Origin of the sequence: Alcaligenes sp. YSL9, from assembly GCF_030515105.1 — a bacterium.
GTDB lineage: Bacteria > Pseudomonadota > Gammaproteobacteria > Burkholderiales > Burkholderiaceae_B > Alcaligenes > Alcaligenes phenolicus.
This window is the reverse complement of sequence record NZ_JALXJU010000001.1, coordinates 653,686-673,996: the sequence shown is the minus strand read 5'-3', so window position 1 is coordinate 673,996 and position 20,311 is coordinate 653,686. Positions and strand designations below refer to the sequence as shown.

The window sequence follows — 20,311 nt, the reverse complement described above, 5'->3', positions numbered from 1 at the left end:
GCCAAGCTAAGGGCTGAAGGCACGCATCTATTCCAGGCTTCCTTCATATCAGCGCTCCCGCATGGCTTCTTGCGCCCGAGTAATCGGCTTCATCAAATAATCAAAAACCGTTTTCTCCCCCGTTTTGATATCTACCGTGGCAATCATCCCCGGCACAATGGGGTAACGAATGCCGCTCTCCTCGTTCACCAAAGCATCGTCAGTAGTACGGATAAAAGCGCGGTAATAAAAAACTTCGGGTTTGATTTCGTCCTGAATCGTGTCGGGTGACACAGTCACCACCTCGCCATTCAAGGCGCCATAAATGGAGTAGTCATAGGCTGTGACTTTGACCTTGGCCTCCAGACCGGGCCGGATAAAGGCAATGTCACGCGGCGAGATACGTGCTTCCACCAGCAACTGATCTTCCATAGGCACAATCACCATCAGGCGGCCATTGGGTGGAATCACCCCACCTTGCGTCGTCACTTCAATGTCTTTCACCACACCGCGTACGGGCGAGCGCAAAGTCAGGCGGGACAGCGAATCCGAGCGTCCACGGATGACCTCTTCCAAAGAGTCCGCCTCGGCCTTGGCACGCGCCAACTCTTCGCGCGCTTTCACCATGTATTCGGCCTGCCGCTCGGTAACCTTCAAACGAATTTCCGACACCTGACGTTGCAGCTTGAGTACGTCCACATGGCTGGCAGCCCCGGCTTTAGCAAGCGACTGGGTCAAGCGCAATTCTTCGCTGACAATGCCCAAGGACTGCCTCAAGCCTGATATGGATTCATTCAAGCCAGCCTGGCGCGTGTTGTACAAGCGCGTTTCGGCCTGAATCAACGAGGGGAACTCGTTCAAGGACTCCGGAAAGCTCAGCTTGGTGCCGTTCACTTCGGCTTCCAGTCGTGCCACGCTGGCTACTGCCGCCCTGTGTTTGGCCGCACTTTCACCAACGTTCGCTTCTGTTTTAGTCAGATCCAACTGCGCCAGGATCTGCTGCGGCTCCACAATGTCGCCCTCGCGCACATAGAGATGGGAAATAATCCCACCCTCCAGGGACTGGATAACTTGCTCACGCGAATTGGGAATGATCTTGCCGGTTCCAGAGGAAACTTCTGTCAATTCCGCAAAGTAGGCCCAGACAATCAACACCACCAGAAGCAAACCAAAGAACCAGATAATGCGGTTGGAGCGCACAATCTGCGCTTCGCTTACATCATCCTGATACTGGTGCTGATCCCGATTGGGGTCAAAGAGCAAAACCGCGTCCAGACTTTGATCCGACTTATCCGAGCTTTTGGGATTTTTTGAGTTCTTAGTTGTCATTGGCGGGCTCCTGCTTTTTCTTTGCGCCTTGAGCCAGCTTGTCCAGCACGACTTGTTTCTTGTCATCCATCACGATCTTGCCATTGCTGACCACCAGAATCCGGTCCACCAGCTCCAGCATGCGCAGCTTGTGCGTGGCCATAACCAGGGTCTTGTCCTGTGCCCAGTGATGAAGGTGGCGAATAAAGTGCCGCTCGCTGGCGTCATCCATGGCCGAAGTAGGCTCGTCCAGCAACACCACATCCGGATTGGCCAGAATCAGGCGCGACAGGAGCAAGGCCTGACGTTGTCCGCCCGACAGGCCTTTCCCACCCTCGGTCAAGACATGATCAAGGCCGGTAGGCAAACGTTGAATGAACTCGATGGCACCGGTCATGGTCAGAGCTTTCAGGATGTCCTGATCGCTGGCCAGCGGCGCACCCAAGGTAATGTTGTCGCGTATGGTTCCGTAGAACAACGATGCGCTCTGACTGAGCAAGCCCATATCACGCCGCAAATCTGCCGTATCGATATGCGCCAGACTGACGCCCTCTATCGTGGCGGTGCCTTCAGAAGGGATCAGCAGACCGGATAACACTTGCAGCAAGGTCGATTTACCCGCCCCGTTACGTCCCAAAATGCCAATTTTTTCACCCGCCCGAATCTGCAGATCTTTGATGGACAAAGCCACAGTGGGATTGTCGGCGCGGTAGCTGACCTGGCAATCCTTGAACACATAGTTGCCACGAACATTGGCAACATGAATGCGCCCTTCTTCTGCGCTGTCATCATCAGTAGGCAAGGCCATTAATTTGTCGATCGCCCCAATGGCTACTTTGGTCTGCTGCCAGCGCGATAGAACCGCTGTCAACTTGGCCATCGGAGCCAACATACGCGTGCCCAAAATAGAAGCGGCAATGACAGAGCCTGTGCTGAGTTCACCGTCAATGACCTTGAAGGCGCCAAACATCACGATCAAAGCAAACACCGAACCTTGCACAGTGCTGGTCCAACTGCTCAGCCAGCTGTTTAACGAACGCAGCTTCAAGGCTACATCCGCGCTGGCAGCGTTGAAGTTATTCCACTGATTCTGAAAGCGCAGCTCCGACTGCGTGGTTTTGATGTCCTCATAGCCTTGTACCGCTTCCACCAAAATGGCATTGCGTAAGCTGGCCTCGCGAGCAGACTGGCTGGCGTACTGTCGCAAACGTGGCTGGGCCAGCAGGCTGGGAGTAACCATCAAGACCACGGCGATCAAAGGCACCCACACCAGGCTGCCGGCCAGATACCAGAACACGACGCAGAACAACACAAAGAACGGAATATCCACCAAGGAAGTTATCGTGGCAGAAGTCAGCATTTCACGGATGCTGTCCAGCTCTCGAACCTGGGCAATCAGACTCCCCGTGGACTGTGGCCTGTCACTATTGCGAATGCGTAACACCCGGCCATAGACCCGGTCGGATACTCGTAAATCAGCTCGCTTGCCCAGCATGTTAATAACCTTGCTGCGGGCAATTCTGAAGATGAAAGCGAAGACCAGGGCCACCATCACCCCGCTGAACAGCACATACAAGGTGGGATAGGACTCGGCCGGAATCACCCGGTCATAGACCTGCCGGGTAAATAAAATCCCCGACAAGCCCAACACATTGATCAGAAAAGACGCCACAAACAAATGGGAATACGGGCGCCACTCACTAAAGACAATTTGCTTGAGCCAATGCTTTTCAAAAGGTTTGACGTAATCATCCACGCGGGCATCGGCCACGGCATGAATGGGCCGCATCACAAACGCCGCCCGGACATTGCTCAGCAGATCCGCAACCGCCACTTCGCTAAGCAAACCTTCATCGCCGCTATAACGGATACCCAGCAAACCGCCTTCATTGATCTGTTCAACCACCCCGACCTGGCCATTCTCCAGCTGTACCAGCAAAGGCAGGCGCCAGATATTCAAGTCCCCCTCGCTTAAGGTAACCGGCTTTACATAGAGGCCGGCTTCTTTTGCCAGACGGCGCAGGACGTAAGCAATGTCTTTTCCTTTCAACCAGTTGGCCGTCAATTCCAGATTCTGGGGCGAGACATCCAGGCGGTAATGTCTGGCAATGGACAAAACAGCTTCAATCCAGGGTTTGTACAAATCCTGGGGCCTGGCCTCGAGGGCTGCGTCAACAGATACGGCTTCCTGCAATGGCATGCATTCATCCTTGTGAAATACAACGATCAAACGTCTTGTCATTGACCTGCCTACAGGGCAGTGACAAGAGGTCTGCAAATAGGCAATCGCTACAAAGGCAGCGAAGACAGAAAAGCACTGGGCTTTACAGCCCAGTGCTCCCGGAGATGAATTAGCCTACAAGGCTGTGCTCATCCAGCTCGTCAATGACGGGGTCAACTTCGACTTCCGGTACCAGCACGTCTTCTTCGCTGATACCTTCAAACGAGGTTGGCTCGCCAGCGGCTTGGCCAGACTGCTCCTGTTCATCCTCCAATGCGCCCAGATCAACGTCCGTTTCCTCGGTACCCTGAAGCTCAATGCTCTCTTCAAGAACCGCAGGCTCTTCTGTTGTCTCTGGCGTATGGTCTTCAACGTTGTCCAAGGACAAGGCGGATTCATCTGCCCCCACCTCGTCAAAGTCAGCGCTGAAGGCGGACGCTTCAGGAACATAAGGACCGTCACCGTGCTCAACACCCACCGTCAGGGTGGCATCAGCCGTAGTGCCGTTTGGATGCTCCAGACGGTACTCAAAGACATCCTCATTACCAGTCTCTTCCAGACCAGGTTTAGGCTGGTAGGAGTAGCTGCCGTTGGTGTTGATCGTCAGCGTGCCATGCTGACCTTCCACCGTGGTTCCATTGATAACTTCCACAAAGTTGCCGTTGGCATCCTTGATCAGGAACTTGGTGTAGGTCGAGGCCAGATGATCGTCAGCCAGAACATTACCGCTGGCGCCGTGAATGTTCTTGATGACATATTCATCCAGATGCGTGACCGACTGAGTCTCGTAACCCAACTCCAGCTTGCCGCCCGTGCCTGTACCACTACGCTGATACGTTGCCGTAACGGTGTAGTTTCCAGCCTCAAGCCCTTGCAGCATTTCCTGAACACTCAGGTTGCTGAGCAGACCGCCCGACCCGGTGTACGTCTTGGAATATCCACCAGGACCGGTCACCGTCACCTTCAAGCTATCGGTAACGAGAAGCTCGTCAGGTGAAGAGGCCGTGATCTTGACGTTAGCCTTGCTGTTTGGATCAACCGTAAAGCTGACCGATGTGGTCTTGGTAACCGCTCCAGCAAAAATTCCGCCAATATCTTGGCTAGGAGCTTTCTGGCTAGGTCCACCTTGGGTCACACGGTAGTCACTGTCGATAACAGCTTCGCCCGTGTTGCTGTTGGCAACCAAGTCAACTTCAGCTGGCTGGGACGGATCTTCGGGCCAGATCAGGCCTTGGCCATCACTGTCGATACGGACGTGGATCTTGGCGGTGCTGATGGAACCGTCAGCGGCCTTGATCGTGTACTCGAAGGTTTCCACCTGGCCAATACCGGAGCCGTCGGTGTTGTTTGGCGTGTAAGTAAACTCGCCATCTGCACCGATGGTCAGTGTGCCGTACTCCCCTTCAAACGTCGTCGTACTGTTGGCACCTACTTGTTCCCCATTGATATGGGTCACTTTGGCGCCTTCGCCAGCAGCGTCGTTATCGAGCACATTGCCGCTTACCGGAGTGGACGTGTAAGAGCCAGCCTCAGTGTGGTCGTAGAACGTTGTCGAGCCTTCCACCTTGGTGGTGCTCAACACGCTCAGGCCACGCACAGCCGCGATCACCTGGTACTCGCCTGGAGGCAAGTCATTGATGGTGAACTTGGCCTTGCCACCGAAGATACCAATGATGTCGATCAAGCCTCCGGATCCCGACTCCTCAAGCACCTTCCAGTCGCCGTTCTCATCCTTGACACGCAGCTGAACCTTGACGTTATCGAGCACACTAATCGCAGAACCCGAAGAAACGCTGATTTCGCTGGTAGCAGTCTCACCCTCTCCTACTGTGAAGCTGAAGCGCGGAGCACCATCAAAGAAGGCATCCCACAAACCACCAATGTCGATAATCGACAGACGGCTGTCGGACTGAACCTTAGTGTCCAGTTCGGTAGGTTCGATATCCAGCTTAGCCGTGAAGTAGTCGTCGGAGACGTCGGCATCGGCGTCAGCGTCGGCGTCCGCATCGGCGTCAGCATCGGCGTCCGCATCCGCATCCGCATCAGCATCTGCGTCTGCATCTGCATCCGCGTCGGCATCGGCATCAGCATCTGCATCGGCATCGGCATCAGCGTCAGCATCTGCGTCTGCATCGGCATCGGCGTCAGCGTCAGCGTCAGCGTCGGCATCGGCATCGGCATCGGCGTCAGCGTCGGCATCAGCATCCGCATCGGCATCGGCATCCGCGTCAGCGTCAGCATCGGCATCGGCATCAGCGTCGGCGTCAGCATCAGCATCAGCATCGGCATCCGCATCAGCATCGGCATCAGCATCGGCATCAGCGTCCGCGTCAGCGTCAGCGTCAGCATCAGCGTCAGCATCAGCGTCGGCGTCGGCGTCGGCGTCGGCGTCGGCGTCGGCGTCGGCATCAGCATCGGCATCGGCGTCAGCGTCAGCGTCCGCGTCAGCATCGGCATCCGCGTCGGCGTCCGCATCAGCATCGGCATCGGCATCGGCATCCGCGTCAGCGTCGGCATCCGCATCAGCGTCTGCGTCAGCATCCGCGTCGGCATCAGCGTCGGCATCAGCGTCTGCATCTGCGTCGGCATCGGCGTCAGCATCCGCGTCAGCATCAGCATCGGCATCCGCGTCGGCGTCCGCATCAGCATCGGCATCCGCGTCAGCGTCAGCGTCTGCGTCTGCGTCTGCATCGGCGTCAGCATCTGCGTCAGCATCGGCGTCTGCATCTGCGTCAGCATCTGCGTCAGCATCGGCGTCTGCATCTGCGTCTGCATCTGCGTCAGCATCTGCGTCAGCATCTGCGTCAGCATCTGCGTCAGCATCTGCGTCAGCATCTGCGTCAGCATCTGCGTCAGCATCTGCGTCAGCATCGGCATCTGCGTCAGCATCGGCATCCGCGTCGGCGTCGGCATCAGCATCCGCGTCGGCATCAGCATCGGCATCCGCATCAGCATCAGCATCGGCATCCGCGTCGGCGTCCGCATCAGCATCGGCATCCGCGTCAGCGTCAGCGTCAGCGTCAGCATCAGCGTCGGCGTCAGCATCGGCATCAGCATCGGCATCGGCATCAGCATCAGCGTCAGCGTCAGCGTCGGCATCCGCATCAGCGTCTGCGTCTGCGTCAGCATCTGCATCTGCATCAGCGTCAGCATCTGCATCTGCATCTGCGTCAGCATCTGCATCTGCATCTGCATCTGCATCTGCGTCAGCATCGGCATCAGCGTCGGCATCCGCATCAGCGTCTGCGTCAGCATCGGCGTCTGCGTCTGCATCACCGTCGCCATCATCAGGATCTACGGGCCCCTTACCGCCCGAGCCACCGGAGGAATGGCTGGATGCCATTGCAACGCCTGTCAAGCCAGCCAGCAGCAGGCCAAGGACCCACGGTGGAGGTGTGCTAGTGCCAGCGGCAGCAGCGCACACAGTTTCGGAAACAACAGGAGCCGTATTTGCAAATACGGCATCCTGGGCGGAGATTTCTACCAGCTCTCCGCTGCTGTTGAGCCACCACAGTTGGCAGGCTGAATCTTCCAGAACCAGCTCGCTATGTTCGCCGTCTGGGTTTTCGTTGAAGAAACCTTTCAAGGTGACCTGTTGACCATTGGCCATCACCAGGACAAGGTTATTTCCTTGGCGGGTAATACTGACAATATCGCCAGGACTCGCGTTCAATTTGACGAGATGAGGGGTGGCCAGCACTTGATCCGCTAATTGCGTCTCCAGTACTGGCTTTCCCGCTCCCGATCGTTCTGCTAGGATCATTTTCATGAATAGCCCAACCTTTTAATAATAAAAATGGCCACAAGGCCCCTCTTCACAACGGTTAATTCAAGGCAGGCACATTGAATCCAGCGCTCAACAACCCCTGGGAGTAAGCGCATTCAATCTGCGAAGCTTTCAAATCCAACTCACTGTTCAACACCTCGACACGGGCCTGGTGGTATTCCTGTTCGGCATTCAATAAGTCGACCAGTGAACGCGTTCCTAAATCCAAATACTGTTTTCTGTACAAATCTTTCGTGCCGCTAATGTTCACGACACGATTGGCCAGCAGCGCCTTGCGACGCTCCAGCCCTTGATAACGATTGACTTGATCGGCCAGGCGCTGCTCCACCTGCAGGCGGACTTGAGACTTTTCAGCGCTGGCAGCGCGCAAGGCGCCCGAGGCTGCGCGTTTACGCGCCGACAAGCCTCCCCCTTGATAAAAGGGCATGGAGAAATTCAGGCGTATGCCGGTCTCGACACGACTGCCATAGAGCGGGGTCGCGTTCAAAGCGCGGGAGGCATTGGCTTGCAAAGAGAGGGTTGGCCATTCTTCAGAACTGGCCAGATCGACATCAGCCACCGCTTCTTCGGCAGCCATATCCACCATCACCACTTCTGGAACACGCGCCCAGTTAATGCGGGAGATCGTGCAGCTTTGATTGAGCTCGAGAGGGAACTGCGCCAAGGACACGGCGCTAACGTCAGGAAGTTGTGCAAGTAGTGCAATTTCCTGCAACCATTTGCGATATTCTGCATCGACGTTCAATACCAGCGCCTGGACCGAATCCAGGCGGGAGCGCGCTTGTAAAACGTCGGACAGGTTGCTGGCACCTTTCTCGTGGCGCTGCTCGACCAAGCGGGTTAGCTGCTCTACTTCCTGGACGTGCGCTTGGGCCAGATCCAGAAAACCCTGATAACGCACCGCTTCCAGTACCGCGTTGGACGCTTCGCGAACCAATTGCTCGACAACCAAATCCGTTCTGGCTTGGGCTTTCAGTTCCCCGAACTCGGCTTTTTTGACTGAATTGGCGGTTTTGCCGAAGTCGTAAAGTAGCTGTTGTACGTTCAAGTCCAGGCTTTGCAGGGCCTTTTCGTCGTAGCGACCGGAACGGTACTTTTCATAGCTACTTGAAACACCTCCGCTAACTTGCGGGTAGTAATGAGCCTTGGCAACATCAATCATCTCGCGTGCGCTTGCCTCGTAACCCATGGCACTTTCCCGCCCGGGGTGACGCGCAAGGACGCGGTCGACAACGTACTGAATACTCAAGGGTGCGTCATGATCGGCTTGTTCCAGAACTGAATTTTCCTGAAGCCGTTCAAGCATCGTTTGTGCCTTGCTCGATGTGGCAAGAACAGCCATAGCCAACACGATCCCCACTGTTTTTGTTCTAGTCATAAGGCACCCAAGCAAGTGACTTTTTGTATCCTCAGCGCAGGGACAAAAAGCCGCACATTCAACACAAACACACTCTCAAGAGGTAGAATCACCGAACGCAGGGCGCAAAAAAGCCACCTGCCTATCCAAAAAGCAAGCAATGCAAAACTGTCATTTACCTGGATTGCGCGCTACCTCCGACACGCCTCACACAAAGAAGCAGACGCAGCACAACACGTTCTTATCGAGAGAATCGATTTTGTGACAAAAGAATAAGCTATCGCATGAAATTAGCGTTTTTGTGTAAAAAAGCGTATTTCCGGTTAGTTTTCTGTTCAGGAAGAATATTACGACAAGATCTTGTCGCTATCAAGCGATTACTTGGCGAAATTGAAAATAATTGACAAGAACATGAAGAAAAAGACGCAGGATTGTAAATTAAAACCGTTGGGGCCCCTTACCACCACAACTTTTGGGCAGACCAGACCACAAGCATATGGAAAATGAATTTAAAGACTTCTCGGACCGGATAAATCTAGCCATCGCCCGTGCAGGCGGAGCCAAGAACTTGGCGGACAAAATGGGAATGTCCACTTCGGTGCTGCGAAGCTGGCGCTCAGGGAACTCCGACCCATCCCGTTCCAGCCTAGTTAAAATGGCCCAAGCCACCAACCTGTCTGTCAGTTGGCTGGCCTCGGGAGAAGGTAACCCCTCACCTTCCGAACCCTCTTCAACCTTGGTTGATCTGGATATCCTGGAAGAAATCATTGCCAAGACTCAACAATTATTCCAAGGTCAAAGCGTGAATCTGAAGCCGGAGGCCGAGGCACGTATCATCCGCCTGGTCTATGAGTTCTACTTACGCCAAGGGCAGCAAATGGACGAAGCCAGTTTGAACAATCTGATTGAACTGGCTTCGTTTCGATAAAAGCCACTCGCAATAGTCAAATCAGGAAAGGGCGCTGTATCCAATGTGACCTCGCTTAAATGCAAAAGTCATAGGCAGCCCCTTTCCCTGGCGATAACTCAACCTGTTATTAATCTCAGCCCTATTGAAAACAATAAGAACCAGTTAACGAATCACAAACCCAAGCGTGGACTAATGAGCTGAGAACACATAGCCCACGCCCCACACAGAACGAATCGGCAAACGCTCGCCGTGCTGTGCGACCTTACGTTTCAAACGGCTAATTACCACATCTATGTAGCGACTAGGTGGTTGATCCCCTTCCTTGTCACTAAACAGCTTTTCGCGGGCTACGGGTTCAGGACTCTCGGCCAGCAACACACGCAATACTCGTCGCTCCGCCCCTGTCAGCGTGATGGCATGTCGCTGCGGCGTCATCAAGCGCCAACCGTCCTCCAGCAAATCCCAGCCAAACAAGGGCTCCCGAGTTTCACCATTCAGGCGGATTTCCGTAGGGGCAGTTGGGAAAGCTTTGTCCTTTCCATCCGCATATTTAGCTCGCAAGGCCAGCTCCCGTCTGCGCAGAGCTTGGATACTAGCCAGCACTTCCATACTGTGAGTTCGTTCGTCAAAACAGATATCGGCACCAGCCAGCAATAGCAAGCTGCCATGTTCGGGGGTTAGTGTTCCTTCAAAACGCAAAACCACCAGACCCATTGCCGCAGACTGAGCCCGCAAGCGACCTACATCACCCAACAGATCCTCATTCGGGGAATGCATCATGATCAGCTCGCCCGCCTCGGCCTGTTCGTCCCGCGTAAATGACACCGCGCTGTGTGCTTGAAGCACTTGCACCGGTATACCCCACAGGGCCAAATCATCGATCAGCTTTTGTATCAGATCGCCGTTATCGAACAACAGCACGATTCTCTCTGTTCTCAACAGTACCAAGCCTCCCTCTCCCCAAAACCGTGGCTATCATTGCCTTGTAGGCCTGCACGCGTTCAAGCGGCTTTGCCTGGCGCTCACTATCGTCTTTATTGTGTTTCTTACTCACCCAAGACTTGGTGCGCCTACAGCCGATCTGTTAGCAAGGCCACTCTGTCTTTCTGCTCCTGGGTCCTTCCAGGGCCCGATGGGCATCCTTCCTGTGATGCCGTCCATCCAGCATAAACACAAAATCTTGCATAAACAGTCAAGTTCTTAAAACAAAAGTAAGAAAACCACATCATTTACATTTTTTATGCAAATTCTTGTGTAGTTAACTTGGTTTTCTGTTCAAATTGAATAATAAGACAAGTATATAGCACCATCAAGCACAATCTTGACCAAATAACCAATAACGACAAGAACATGCAATCCCTGGAGGTGGCAATGTATTTCAAACACTCAGTAAAGCGATTAAGCCAAGCCGGTCAAAATGCCGTGGAGGAAGGTTTCCAACACTTCCCGGAGCGAATCAAGCTGGCGATCGAACAGGCCGGCGGACCACAAAAACTGGCTGAAAAAGTGGGTGTGTCCCTATTGATTCTGCAAGGCTGGCAATCAGGCAAAACCGAGCCCTCTCGTCTTGCTTTGATCAAGCTGGCCAAGGCCTCCAAGCTGCCTATTCAATGGTTAGCCTGCGGGGAAGAAAAGCTTGATAAACGGGTTCTTGCTCAATCAAAGCCCAACATGGCTGACATGGACTCGTTGGAAGAAATCATCCTGAAGATCAGGCAGTTATTTGTGCAGCAAAAGCTCAGCCTGCGCTCTCGTGCCGAGGCTCAGGCGATTCGCCTGGTATACGAGTTCTATCTGCATCAAGGTCGTCAAATGGATGACGCCAGCCTGGACAGTTTGATTGAGCGTCTTGCCCCTCAGTAAACCTATACGTACAAAACAAGGCACCTGATCATAAATTGGATGAAGCTAGGGCTATTCTGTTTCCATTAATCACGCCTTAAGCTTCCCTGTGCTGGCGAGCGTTTAATCTGCTCGACCAGCAACAGCACTGTCTCAAAAAAGATCTTTATGTTCTATTTGTAACTAACATTATTCTCCCCTGCTTTGCCTAAACCCTTGGCCATATAAGTTTGAACCATTCAAGTATGAATCAAGAAATCAGGCCTGAAGATAAGAACCTCAGCGAAATTCATACAAAACTCTCTGGCTGGAGATAGGCAAAACCCTAGGAAAAGTTGTAATCTCTGGCTTGATAAAGACATAAGACAGCTTATTCAATGCAGGTTTTGGCCCATAAAAAAAGAACAAACAAGGCTTAACGGAAACCGCCTCTTAAACGCTTTCGCTATTATTTTTATTTATAGCTATCGGGTAGATATCGAGCCATTTTTTTGAGCGTTTTAAGCTTGCCAGGGCCTCTCTCCAAACATACTTAGCCGCAGCGTATAGGCCCCCTTAACCGGGGGGGGCCTATTCAGCAGCCAACAACATCACAAACAAACTGCCGTCTGCCCTGAGCCCGCCTTTCAAGCTGCGCCCCGCTCTTCAGGCACAAAAAAGCCTGCATGTTCTGCAGGCTTTTTCTATTACAGCATCCCTAGTTGCAAGCGGGCTGATTCACTCATACGTTCCCGGCTCCACGGTGGATCCCAAACCAAATCCACTACGGCCTTCTCTACGCCCTGGATAGTCTCCAGCTTGTAGCGGGCCTCATCGGCAATCATGGTGCCCATACCGCAACCAGGGGCCGTCAGCGTCATTTCCATGGTGATGGAGAACGCTTCCGGACCAGTCTGGTTCACATGACAAGCGTACACCAAGCCCAGATTAACGATATCAACCGGAATCTCCGGATCATAAACGCTCGCCAGCACAATCCAGGCGGCGTCTTCAATGGTTTTTTCGCTCAGGGGCAGCTCGGGTACAAAAACCTCGGGCTTGTCCTGGGACTCAAAACCCAGCGCATCGGCATCGACACCTTCAATCCGGTACAGGTTGCCCTCTACCATCACGGTATAGCTGCCACCCAGCTTCTGGGTAATCGTTGCTGTACAACCCGCCTCGATCGTAACGGGAGCACCGTAAGGGATACTGACAGCCGGACAATCCCGGCTGACCAGCACATCATGTCGTTCAAAGTAGCTCATGGCTTGTTTGCGCCTTTATTCGGTTTGCGCGGTTTCTTTGGCCTGATTGATGGCGTTATGCAGGGTATGCCAGGCCAGAGTGGCACATTTAACCCGTGCGGGGAATTCACGCACACCAGATAACACTTCCAGCTTGCCCAGATCTCGATCGGGATGGGCCTCTGTCAACATGGCGTGCATATCTTGAAATAGAGACTCAAACTCGGCCAGACTCAGGCCTTTTACGGCTTCGGTCATCAAGGATGCCGAAGCCTTGGAAATAGCGCAGCCATGCCCCACAAAGCTGACTTTTTGCACAATGCCGTCTTCAACCACGGCGTACACAGCCAGTTGATCCCCACACAGAGGGTTATGGCCATTGGCAAAATGGCTGGCGTTTTCTATTACTTCAAAGTTACGCGGGCTACGGTTGTGATCAAAAATGACCTCTTGGTAGAGCTCGCGCAGCCCGTTGAAATCCTGGCTCATTTAGCCAACTCCAAATAGTTTTTGAGCTTTGCGCAGGCTGCCCAGCAAAGCATCAATATCAGCGTAATCGTTGTACAAGGCAAAGGAGGCACGAGCCGTACCTGGAATGCCAAAGCGCGTCATCAAGGGCATGGCACAGTGGTGACCGGCACGCACAGCAACGCCGTCCATGTCCAGAATGGTGCCCAGATCGTGCGGGTGAATACCGTCGACCAGGAAGGACACAATGCCTGCCTTGTGTGCGGCCGTACCAATAATGCGAATGCCAGGCATGGCCAGCAAGGCTTCGGTGGCGTAGTCCAGCAACAGCGCTTCATGGTCGGCAATACGCTGCATGCCTATACCCATCAAATAATCGATAGCGGCAGCCATGGTAATGGCACCAGCGATATTGGGCGTACCTGCCTCAAAGCGCTGTGGCACAGGGGCGTAATTACTTTGCTCGAAACTGACCGTGGTGATCATATCACCGCCCCCCATCCAGGGCGACATGCTGTCCAGAATCTCGTAGCGCACGTACAAGGCACCCATACCTGTGGGGCCGTACAGCTTGTGTGCTGAGAAAGTGTAGAAATCAGCATCCAGAGCCTGTACGTCCACCACACCGTGGGGAACGGACTGAGCTCCATCCACCAGCACCTTGGCACCGACGGCATGCGCCTGACGGGTCATTTCAGCGATGGGGTTGATCGTGCCCAAGGCATTGGACACATGGCCCACCGCCAGCAGGCGGGTTTTCTCGTTGAGCAGTTGCTTGAAAGCTTCCTGATCCAGCTCGCCATTATCCAGCACAGGCACCACGCGAATAATGGCACCGGTACGCTGGGCAACCAATTGCCAAGGCACGATATTGGAGTGATGCTCCAGGCCGGTCAGCAGAATCTCGTCGCCTGCTTTCAGGTTGTCCATGCCCCAGCTATAGGCCACCAAATTAATGGATTCTGTGGTGCCACGCGTAAATACAATTTCTTCGTCGCGCGCGGCATTCAGAAATGCCCGCACTGTACTTCTGGCCTGATCGTACAGCTCAGTAGCATGCTGAGACAGCCAATGCACACCACGGTGGATGTTGGCATTGGACTGCTCATAGAATCGCGCCTCGGCTTCAATGACCGAGCGCGGCTTTTGCGTCGTCGCGCCATTGTCCAGATAGGACAGGCGTTGGCCCCGGATGGGGCGAGCCAGGATAGGAAAATCCTCGCGGTGATTCAGCAAACCAGCAGCAGTTACGGGCATAGGCGCATTCATGCAAGATCTCCAAGGGCAAGACCGCCAGGCAACAAAGCATTAATACCGACTGTGGCACGGCTACGAAGACTCTCGGACGCAATGCGCTCCAGAGACTGAGCGGCAAATGCGTAAATCAGCATATTGCGTGCATCTTCCATGGTCATTCCACGCGAGCGCAGGTAGAACAGGCTGTCGGCATCCAGCTGACCTACAGTGGCACCGTGTGCACACTTGACGTCGTCGGCGTAGATTTCCAACTCAGGGCGGGAGTCTGCACGTGCCATCTTGGACAAGAGCAAGCTGTCCGAACGCTGTACCGAATCCGTACCATCCGCGCCCTTTCCTACCAATACGCGACCACTGAACACGCCGCGGGCGGTGTCGGCCAAAATGCCACGGTAGAACTCACGGCTTTGGCAGTTAGGCTGAGCGTGATCAATGATGGTGTTGTGGTCCACGTGACGGCGGCCGTCCACAAAATACAAACCATTGAACAAGGTTTCGCAGCGCTCGCCGTTGAAAACAGTAGCAATATCGTTACGGGCTATACGAGCACCGAAAGACAGAGAGTGCGAATTGAATACCGAACCACGACCTTGCTGCACATCGATTGCGGCCAGGTGGAAGTCTTGCAAGGCTTCTTGCTGCAACTTCATGTGTGTCAGGTTGGCATCAGGAGCCACGTTCAGGCGAGTCACGGCGCTGCTCAAGGAAGCATCCGTTCCTTCCTGACCCACGTAGTGCTCAACCACCGTTGCACTGGCACCGGATTCCAAAGAAATCAGGTTGCGCGTAAAACTGGCACTGCCACCTTGAGTGCGTACAAAAACCAGATGAACAGGCTGTTCCAGATGCTTGCCAGCGGCAATATACAAGGCAGCACCATCCTGGGCCAAAGCCAGGTTCAAGGCAGCCGTCGAAGCACCCAGGGACTCATCCCCGTAAGCCTGCTGCAGCCAGTCTGCATCTTGCTCCAGACAGGTACTGAGCGAGGCCAAACGCACGCCTGCTGGCAACTCGTTCAGGTGCGACAAGGCCGCATCGTAGTGACCATCCACAAAGACCAGGAAATAGCCGTCTTCTTGCTGGCGCACTGACGCCACCAATTCCGCGGCCGAAGCCGATTTCTGAGGAGCAAAGCTTTGCTGTTCCAGCAAAGCCAAGGAAGTGTGATGCCAGGCTTCAATACGCGTAGTTGGCCAGCCTTCTTGTGCGAAACGATCCAGCGCGCGCTGACGCACGGCGCTTAGCCATGGCAGGCCGGCTCCAGGCGCTTGTGCAGCCTGAGCGGCAAAGCTGTTGACCCAATCCGGCAGACTCATACCGCAGCTCCCTTGGCTTTTTGTTCGGCAGCTGCTTGTTCCAGCACCCAACCGTAGCCACGCTCTTCCAGTTCCAGAGCCAATTCACGGCCACCGGAACGAATGATCTTGCCGCCGGCCAATACGTGCACAAAGTCAGGCACGATGTAGTCCAGCAGACGTTGGTAGTGAGTAATCACCAGCAGGGAACGCTCGGGGGAACGCAGACGGTTCACGCCGTCAGCCACCACACGCAAAGCGTCAATATCCAGACCGGAGTCGGTTTCGTCCAGAATGGCCAGCTTGGGTTCCAGCAGGCTCATTTGCAGAACTTCGTTGCGTTTCTTTTCGCCGCCAGAAAAGCCTTCGTTCACGGAGCGGTACAGAAACTCTTCGCGCATGCCAACCGTCTTCATTTCCTCTTTGACACGCTTGAGGAAGTCCATGGCGTCCAGCTCAGGCAAGCCCTGATGACGGCGCACGGCGTTCACGGAAGCACGCAGGAAGTAGGCGTTGGACACACCGGGAATTTCGATGGGGTACTGGAATGCCAGGAACAGACCGGAACGGGCGCGGTCTTCAATCTTCATTTCCAGCAGATCTTGACCCAGCCAGTCAACCGAACCGCCTTCCACGGTGTAGTCTTCACGACCGGCCAGAACCTGGGACAAGGTGCTCTTGCCCGAGCCGTTCGGGCCCATGATGGCGTGGACTTCACCGGGTTTGATTTCCAGGTTCAGACCTTTAAGGATAGGTTTATCTTCAACCGAAGCGCGCAAATCTTTAATCGTCAGCATTTCATTATTCTCCTTAACCTACACTGCCTTCCAAGCTGACGCCGAGCAAATTCTGTGCTTCGACCGCAAACTCCATGGGCAATTCTTTAATCACTTCTTTACAAAAGCCGTTCACGATCATGGAGACGGCATCTTCGGCAGTCAGGCCGCGCTGCATGGCGTAAAAGAGCTGGTCCTCGCCAATGCGCGAAGCGGTTGCTTCATGTTCCACACTGGCGCTGGGGTTCTGCACTTCCATGGTTGGGAAGGTATGTGCAGCACAGCGCTTGCCGATCAGCAGCGAATCACACTGGGTGTAATTGCGGGCGTTTTCTGCCTTGGGGGTAATACGAACCAGGCCGCGATAGGTATTGATACCTTGGCCCGCCGAAATCCCCTTGGAGATAATCGTGCTGCGGGTATTGCGACCCATATGAATCATTTTGGTGCCGGTATCGGCTTGCTGGCGGTGGTTGCTCAGGGCGACCGAGTAGAACTCGCCTTGGGAATCATCGCCGCGCAGCACCACGCTGGGGTATTTCCAGGTGATGGCCGAGCCGGTTTCAACCTGCGTCCAGGAGATGTGCGAACGTGCGCCACGGCATTCGCCACGCTTGGTGACGAAGTTGTAAATACCGCCTACGCCGTCTTTATCGCCGGGGTACCAGTTTTGCACGGTGGAGTACTTGATCTTGGCGTCGTCCAAGGCGACCAGTTCCACGACCGCTGCGTGCAACTGGTTTTCATCGCGCATCGGCGCCGTACAGCCTTCCAGATAGCTGACCGAAGCGCCCTCTTCCGCAATAATCAAGGTGCGCTCGAACTGACCTGTGTCGCGGGCATTGATGCGGAAGTAGGTGGACAGCTCCATCGGACAGCGTACGCCTTTGGGGATGAACACAAAGGAGCCATCGGAGAACACGGCCGAGTTCAGGGCGGCGTAGAAGTTGTCGCTAGGAGGGACAACCGTACCCAGATACTTTTTCACCAGTTCCGGATATTCACGCACGGCCTCGGAAAAGGAACAGAAGATCACGCCCACTTCTTCCAACTCTTTGCGGAAGGTGGTGGCCACCGAGACCGAGTCAAACACGGCGTCAACCGCCACACCGGCCAGACGCGCGCGCTCGTGCAAAGGCACACCCAGTTTTTCATAGGTGCGCAGCAATTCAGGATCCACCTCGTCCAGGCTCTTGGGGCCGTCGGCCTTGCTCTTGGGCGCGGAGTAGTAGCTGATGTCCTGGAAGTCGATAGGTGGATATTCCACAATCGACCACTTGGGATACTTCATGGTCAGCCACTGGCGGTAAGCAGCCAGGCGCCATTCCAGCATGAACTCCGGTTCGCGTTTTTTCGCGGACAGGAAACGGATGACGTCTTCGTTCAGACCTTTCGGTATGGTTTCAGACTCGATGTCGGTGACAAAGCCTGCCTCGTAATCACGATCGAGGAAGGTGTCCAGATGTTCGTTGACGGTACTCATTCGGTTAACTCCACGTTGGAGGTGTTCGCCTTGTTTCTGTTTTTCAATTCGGGACCCGGCTTGTGTGTCAGGGGAAATTCGTTAACGGGCACGCGTATCATGTCTGCAACACTGACCTCTTCCAAGGTGCGTCGGACAATATCGTTGATACGCTGCCAATTACTGCGTATATGGCAATCTGACTCCACGGAACAGGCTCCAGGAGTAGCTACACATTCAGTCAAGCCAAAGGGCTGATCTTCCAGTGCATCAATAATCTGCGCTACACTTATCTGTTTGGCGGGGCGGCCCAACACATACCCTCCGCGTGCGCCTCGGCTGCTGATGACCAGCTCGTGCTGGCCCAGCAGTTTAAGCACCTTGCTGACAGTCGGTTGGCCCAAACCCAGGATGGCGGCCAAGTCAGACGCACTGAACACACGGTCTGGATCGCCAGCCATGTGTGTCAGCACCAAAGTGCCGTAATCAATGATTTTACTGATTCGCAGCATTCCTTCTCTCTGAACAGGTCGTAGAGCCATATAGTACCGCTTTGGTACTATATGGTCAAATTATCCCTCCAGACTTTGCTGGATATTCCACATCCGGGCATAGGCGCCATCCAGGGCTAAAAGCTCGCTGTGCGTGCCCTGCTCCACGATCTGTCCGCGCTCCAGAACCAGAATCAAATCCGCGTCCGTAATCGTGGAAAGACGGTGAGCAATGATCAAGGTGGTGCGGTCGCGGGCAATCTCGTTCAACTCCGCCTGAATCGCCCGTTCCGTGCGCGTGTCCAGCGCACTGGTGGCTTCGTCCAGAATCAGCACCGGTGGGTTCTTCAGCAAGGTGCGGGCAATGGCCACGCGCTGCTTTTCGCCCCCGGACAACTTCAAGCCACGTTCACCCACGATGGTCTCGTAACCATCGGGCAGGCTTTCGATGAAGTCGTGGATACTGGCGGCCCGTGCTGCTGCCACGATCTGCTCTTTACTGGCCTCAGGACGGCCATACGCAATATTGTGCAAAATCGTATCGTTGAACAGGACCGTATCCTGGGGAACGATACCGATATGACGGCGCAAGCTCTCTTGCGTCCATTCGCGCAGCTCGCGCTCATTGAACAGGATGCGGCCTTCCGTCACATCGTAGAAACGAAACAAAAGACGCGACAAGGTGGATTTACCTGCGCCCGAAGAACCCACCACCGCTACCGTCTTGCCGGCGGGGATCTCGAAACTCAGGTTTTGAATGACTTTGCGACGGCTGTCATAGGCAAAGCTGACGTTCTCGAAACGCACACCCGCCTGCTCACAGGACAAGACCTGGGCATCCGGCGCATCTTTCACCTCTTGCTTGCGACGCAACAAGGAGAACAGGCGCTCCATATCAGCCAGTGAATTCTTGATTTCGCGGTAAACAAAACCCAGAAAGTTCAAAGGCGCATAAAGCTGAGTCAGGAAGGCAGACACCAGCACAACGTCACCCACCGTCATGGTTCCGGCCAGCACACCTTGCGCCGACATGAACAGCAAGGCCGTCACCCCAACACTGATAATCGAGGCCTGACCAATATTGAGCAGGTTCAGCGATACCTGATTACGCACGGCAGCCTGGACCCACTGGCCCATATTCTGATCGTAGCGATTGATCTCGTAATCCTCGTTACCGAAGTATTTGACTGTCTCGTAATTGAGCAAGGCATCAATCGCGCGAGAGTTGGCACGACTGTCCAAGTCGTTCATGGCTCGCCGATAACGCATGCGCCGCTCAGTCACCAGCAAGGTGAACACAATATAGGCCGCAATCGTCCCCAAGGTCACCGCCGCGAAGGCCCAGTCGTATCGCCAGAGCAAGATGCCACAGACCAGAGCTATTTCCAGCAAGGTTGGCAAAATATTGAAGACCAGGAAATTCAGCAGAAAGCTGACGCCTTTGGTGCCCCGTTCAATATCCCGGCTCAAGCCACCTGTCTGGCGTTCAGTATGAAAGCGCAAGGACAGATCCAGCAGGTGCCGAAAGACGTGGTTCGCAATCAGCCGCACCGACCCTTGCGTGACTCGCGCAAACAGGGCATCCCGTATTTCACCAAAAGCGCTGGAGGCCAGACGTACGGCTCCATATCCCAACAAGGCGGCCACCGGCAGCATCAAAGCCGTAGCGGGCAGACTCAACGCATCGATTACCTGCTTCAGGTAGATCGGCATCATCACGGTGGCGACTTTTGCCAGCAACAAACAGGACAAAGCCAAGACCACGCGAGTCTTGAATCGCCAAACGTAAGGAAATAAGGATTTCAGGGTGCTCAGACCACCGGAGACACCATCAAGCACTTCAGGACGAGGAGGCACACGCAATAGGTCCATGTTCAACAGCACAAAGCCGAAAAACCGCGGACAGCTTAAAAATAAGTTGCAGCACAACGC

The 20,311-nt window shown here is 54.4% G+C and carries 16 protein-coding genes and 1 pseudogene; 2 read left to right on the top strand and 15 right to left on the bottom strand.

The features are described from left to right. Positions 1-48: 48 nt before the first annotated feature. The 6 genes and pseudogenes from M2Q46_RS03165 to M2Q46_RS03140 form a co-directional block, all read right to left on the bottom strand. Positions 49-1,308: an HlyD family type I secretion periplasmic adaptor subunit gene (locus tag M2Q46_RS03165; protein WP_137430468.1), complete on the bottom strand. Its 1,260-nt coding sequence runs from the start codon at positions 1,306-1,308 to the stop codon at positions 49-51. Next, entirely contained in the window at positions 1,298-3,487 is a 2,190-nt protein-coding gene (locus tag M2Q46_RS03160) for a type I secretion system permease/ATPase (RefSeq protein ID WP_302356777.1), read from the bottom strand. The genes M2Q46_RS03165 and M2Q46_RS03160 overlap by 11 nt, the downstream gene beginning before the upstream one ends. Positions 3,488-3,638: 151 nt before the next feature. Further along, the gene (locus M2Q46_RS03155) at positions 3,639-5,381 is read right to left on the bottom strand and encodes an Ig-like domain-containing protein (protein WP_302356776.1); all 1,743 of its coding nucleotides are present in this window, start codon (positions 5,379-5,381) and stop codon (positions 3,639-3,641) included. Then, positions 5,333-6,796 (bottom strand): hypothetical protein, encoded by a 1,464-nt coding sequence (locus tag M2Q46_RS03150; RefSeq protein WP_302356775.1) that lies wholly within the window; start codon positions 6,794-6,796, stop codon positions 5,333-5,335. Before M2Q46_RS03150 ends, M2Q46_RS03155 begins: the two co-directional genes overlap by 49 nt. 340 nt (positions 6,797-7,136) lie before the next feature. After that, positions 7,137-7,271: pseudogene (locus M2Q46_RS18745) on the bottom strand (hypothetical protein); the annotation flags it as partial. Between the two features lie 61 nt (positions 7,272-7,332). Further along, on the bottom strand, positions 7,333-8,601 hold the full coding sequence (locus tag M2Q46_RS03140) for a TolC family protein (RefSeq protein ID WP_170978542.1): 1,269 nt from the start codon (positions 8,599-8,601) through the stop codon (positions 7,333-7,335). A gap of 547 nt (positions 8,602-9,148) precedes the next feature. On the opposite strand from M2Q46_RS03140, the gene M2Q46_RS03135 reads away from it, so the two are divergent. After that, the gene (locus tag M2Q46_RS03135) at positions 9,149-9,580 is read left to right on the top strand and encodes a helix-turn-helix domain-containing protein (RefSeq protein ID WP_080747924.1); all 432 of its coding nucleotides are present in this window, start codon (positions 9,149-9,151) and stop codon (positions 9,578-9,580) included. Between the two features lie 171 nt (positions 9,581-9,751). On the opposite strand, the gene M2Q46_RS03130 is transcribed toward M2Q46_RS03135, so the two are convergent. Beyond that, positions 9,752-10,483 carry a winged helix-turn-helix domain-containing protein gene (locus M2Q46_RS03130; protein WP_302356774.1) on the bottom strand — a complete coding sequence of 244 codons (732 nt, stop codon included), beginning with the start codon at positions 10,481-10,483 and terminating at the stop codon, positions 9,752-9,754. 450 nt (positions 10,484-10,933) lie between these two features. On the opposite strand from M2Q46_RS03130, the gene M2Q46_RS03125 reads away from it, so the two are divergent. Beyond that, positions 10,934-11,425, top strand: a complete 492-nt coding sequence (locus M2Q46_RS03125) for a helix-turn-helix transcriptional regulator (RefSeq protein ID WP_302356773.1) — start codon at positions 10,934-10,936, stop codon at positions 11,423-11,425. 665 nt (positions 11,426-12,090) lie between these two features. On the opposite strand, the gene sufT is transcribed toward M2Q46_RS03125, so the two are convergent. Genes sufT through M2Q46_RS03085 form a run of 8 tightly spaced genes read right to left on the bottom strand, consistent with a single transcriptional unit; the run spans position 12,091 to position 20,251 of the window. Then, positions 12,091-12,651, bottom strand: coding sequence for a putative Fe-S cluster assembly protein SufT (sufT, locus tag M2Q46_RS03120; RefSeq protein ID WP_026482664.1), 561 nt, complete (start codon positions 12,649-12,651; stop codon positions 12,091-12,093). 15 nt (positions 12,652-12,666) lie between these two features. Beyond that, complete coding sequence (gene sufU, locus M2Q46_RS03115) at positions 12,667-13,119, bottom strand: Fe-S cluster assembly sulfur transfer protein SufU (RefSeq protein ID WP_009454366.1); 453 nt, start codon at positions 13,117-13,119, stop codon at positions 12,667-12,669. After that, the gene (locus M2Q46_RS03110; RefSeq protein WP_035267652.1) at positions 13,120-14,367 is read right to left on the bottom strand and encodes a cysteine desulfurase; all 1,248 of its coding nucleotides are present in this window, start codon (positions 14,365-14,367) and stop codon (positions 13,120-13,122) included. Continuing rightward, positions 14,364-15,671: a Fe-S cluster assembly protein SufD gene (gene sufD / locus M2Q46_RS03105; RefSeq protein WP_302356772.1), complete on the bottom strand. Its 1,308-nt coding sequence runs from the start codon at positions 15,669-15,671 to the stop codon at positions 14,364-14,366. The genes M2Q46_RS03110 and sufD overlap by 4 nt, the downstream gene beginning before the upstream one ends. Then, positions 15,668-16,447 (bottom strand): Fe-S cluster assembly ATPase SufC, encoded by a 780-nt coding sequence (gene sufC, locus M2Q46_RS03100; RefSeq protein WP_009454372.1) that lies wholly within the window; start codon positions 16,445-16,447, stop codon positions 15,668-15,670. The genes sufD and sufC overlap by 4 nt, the downstream gene beginning before the upstream one ends. A 13-nt stretch (positions 16,448-16,460) precedes the next feature. Continuing rightward, a complete protein-coding gene (gene sufB / locus M2Q46_RS03095; protein WP_009454374.1) occupies positions 16,461-17,909 on the bottom strand; it encodes a Fe-S cluster assembly protein SufB in 1,449 nt (482 codons plus the stop codon). Then, on the bottom strand, positions 17,906-18,400 hold the full coding sequence (locus M2Q46_RS03090; protein ID WP_003800349.1) for an SUF system Fe-S cluster assembly regulator: 495 nt from the start codon (positions 18,398-18,400) through the stop codon (positions 17,906-17,908). Before M2Q46_RS03090 ends, sufB begins: the two co-directional genes overlap by 4 nt. Positions 18,401-18,460: 60 nt before the next feature. Next, on the bottom strand, positions 18,461-20,251 hold the full coding sequence (locus M2Q46_RS03085) for an ABC transporter ATP-binding protein/permease (RefSeq protein WP_302356770.1): 1,791 nt from the start codon (positions 20,249-20,251) through the stop codon (positions 18,461-18,463). Between the last annotated feature and the right edge of the window lie 60 nt (positions 20,252-20,311).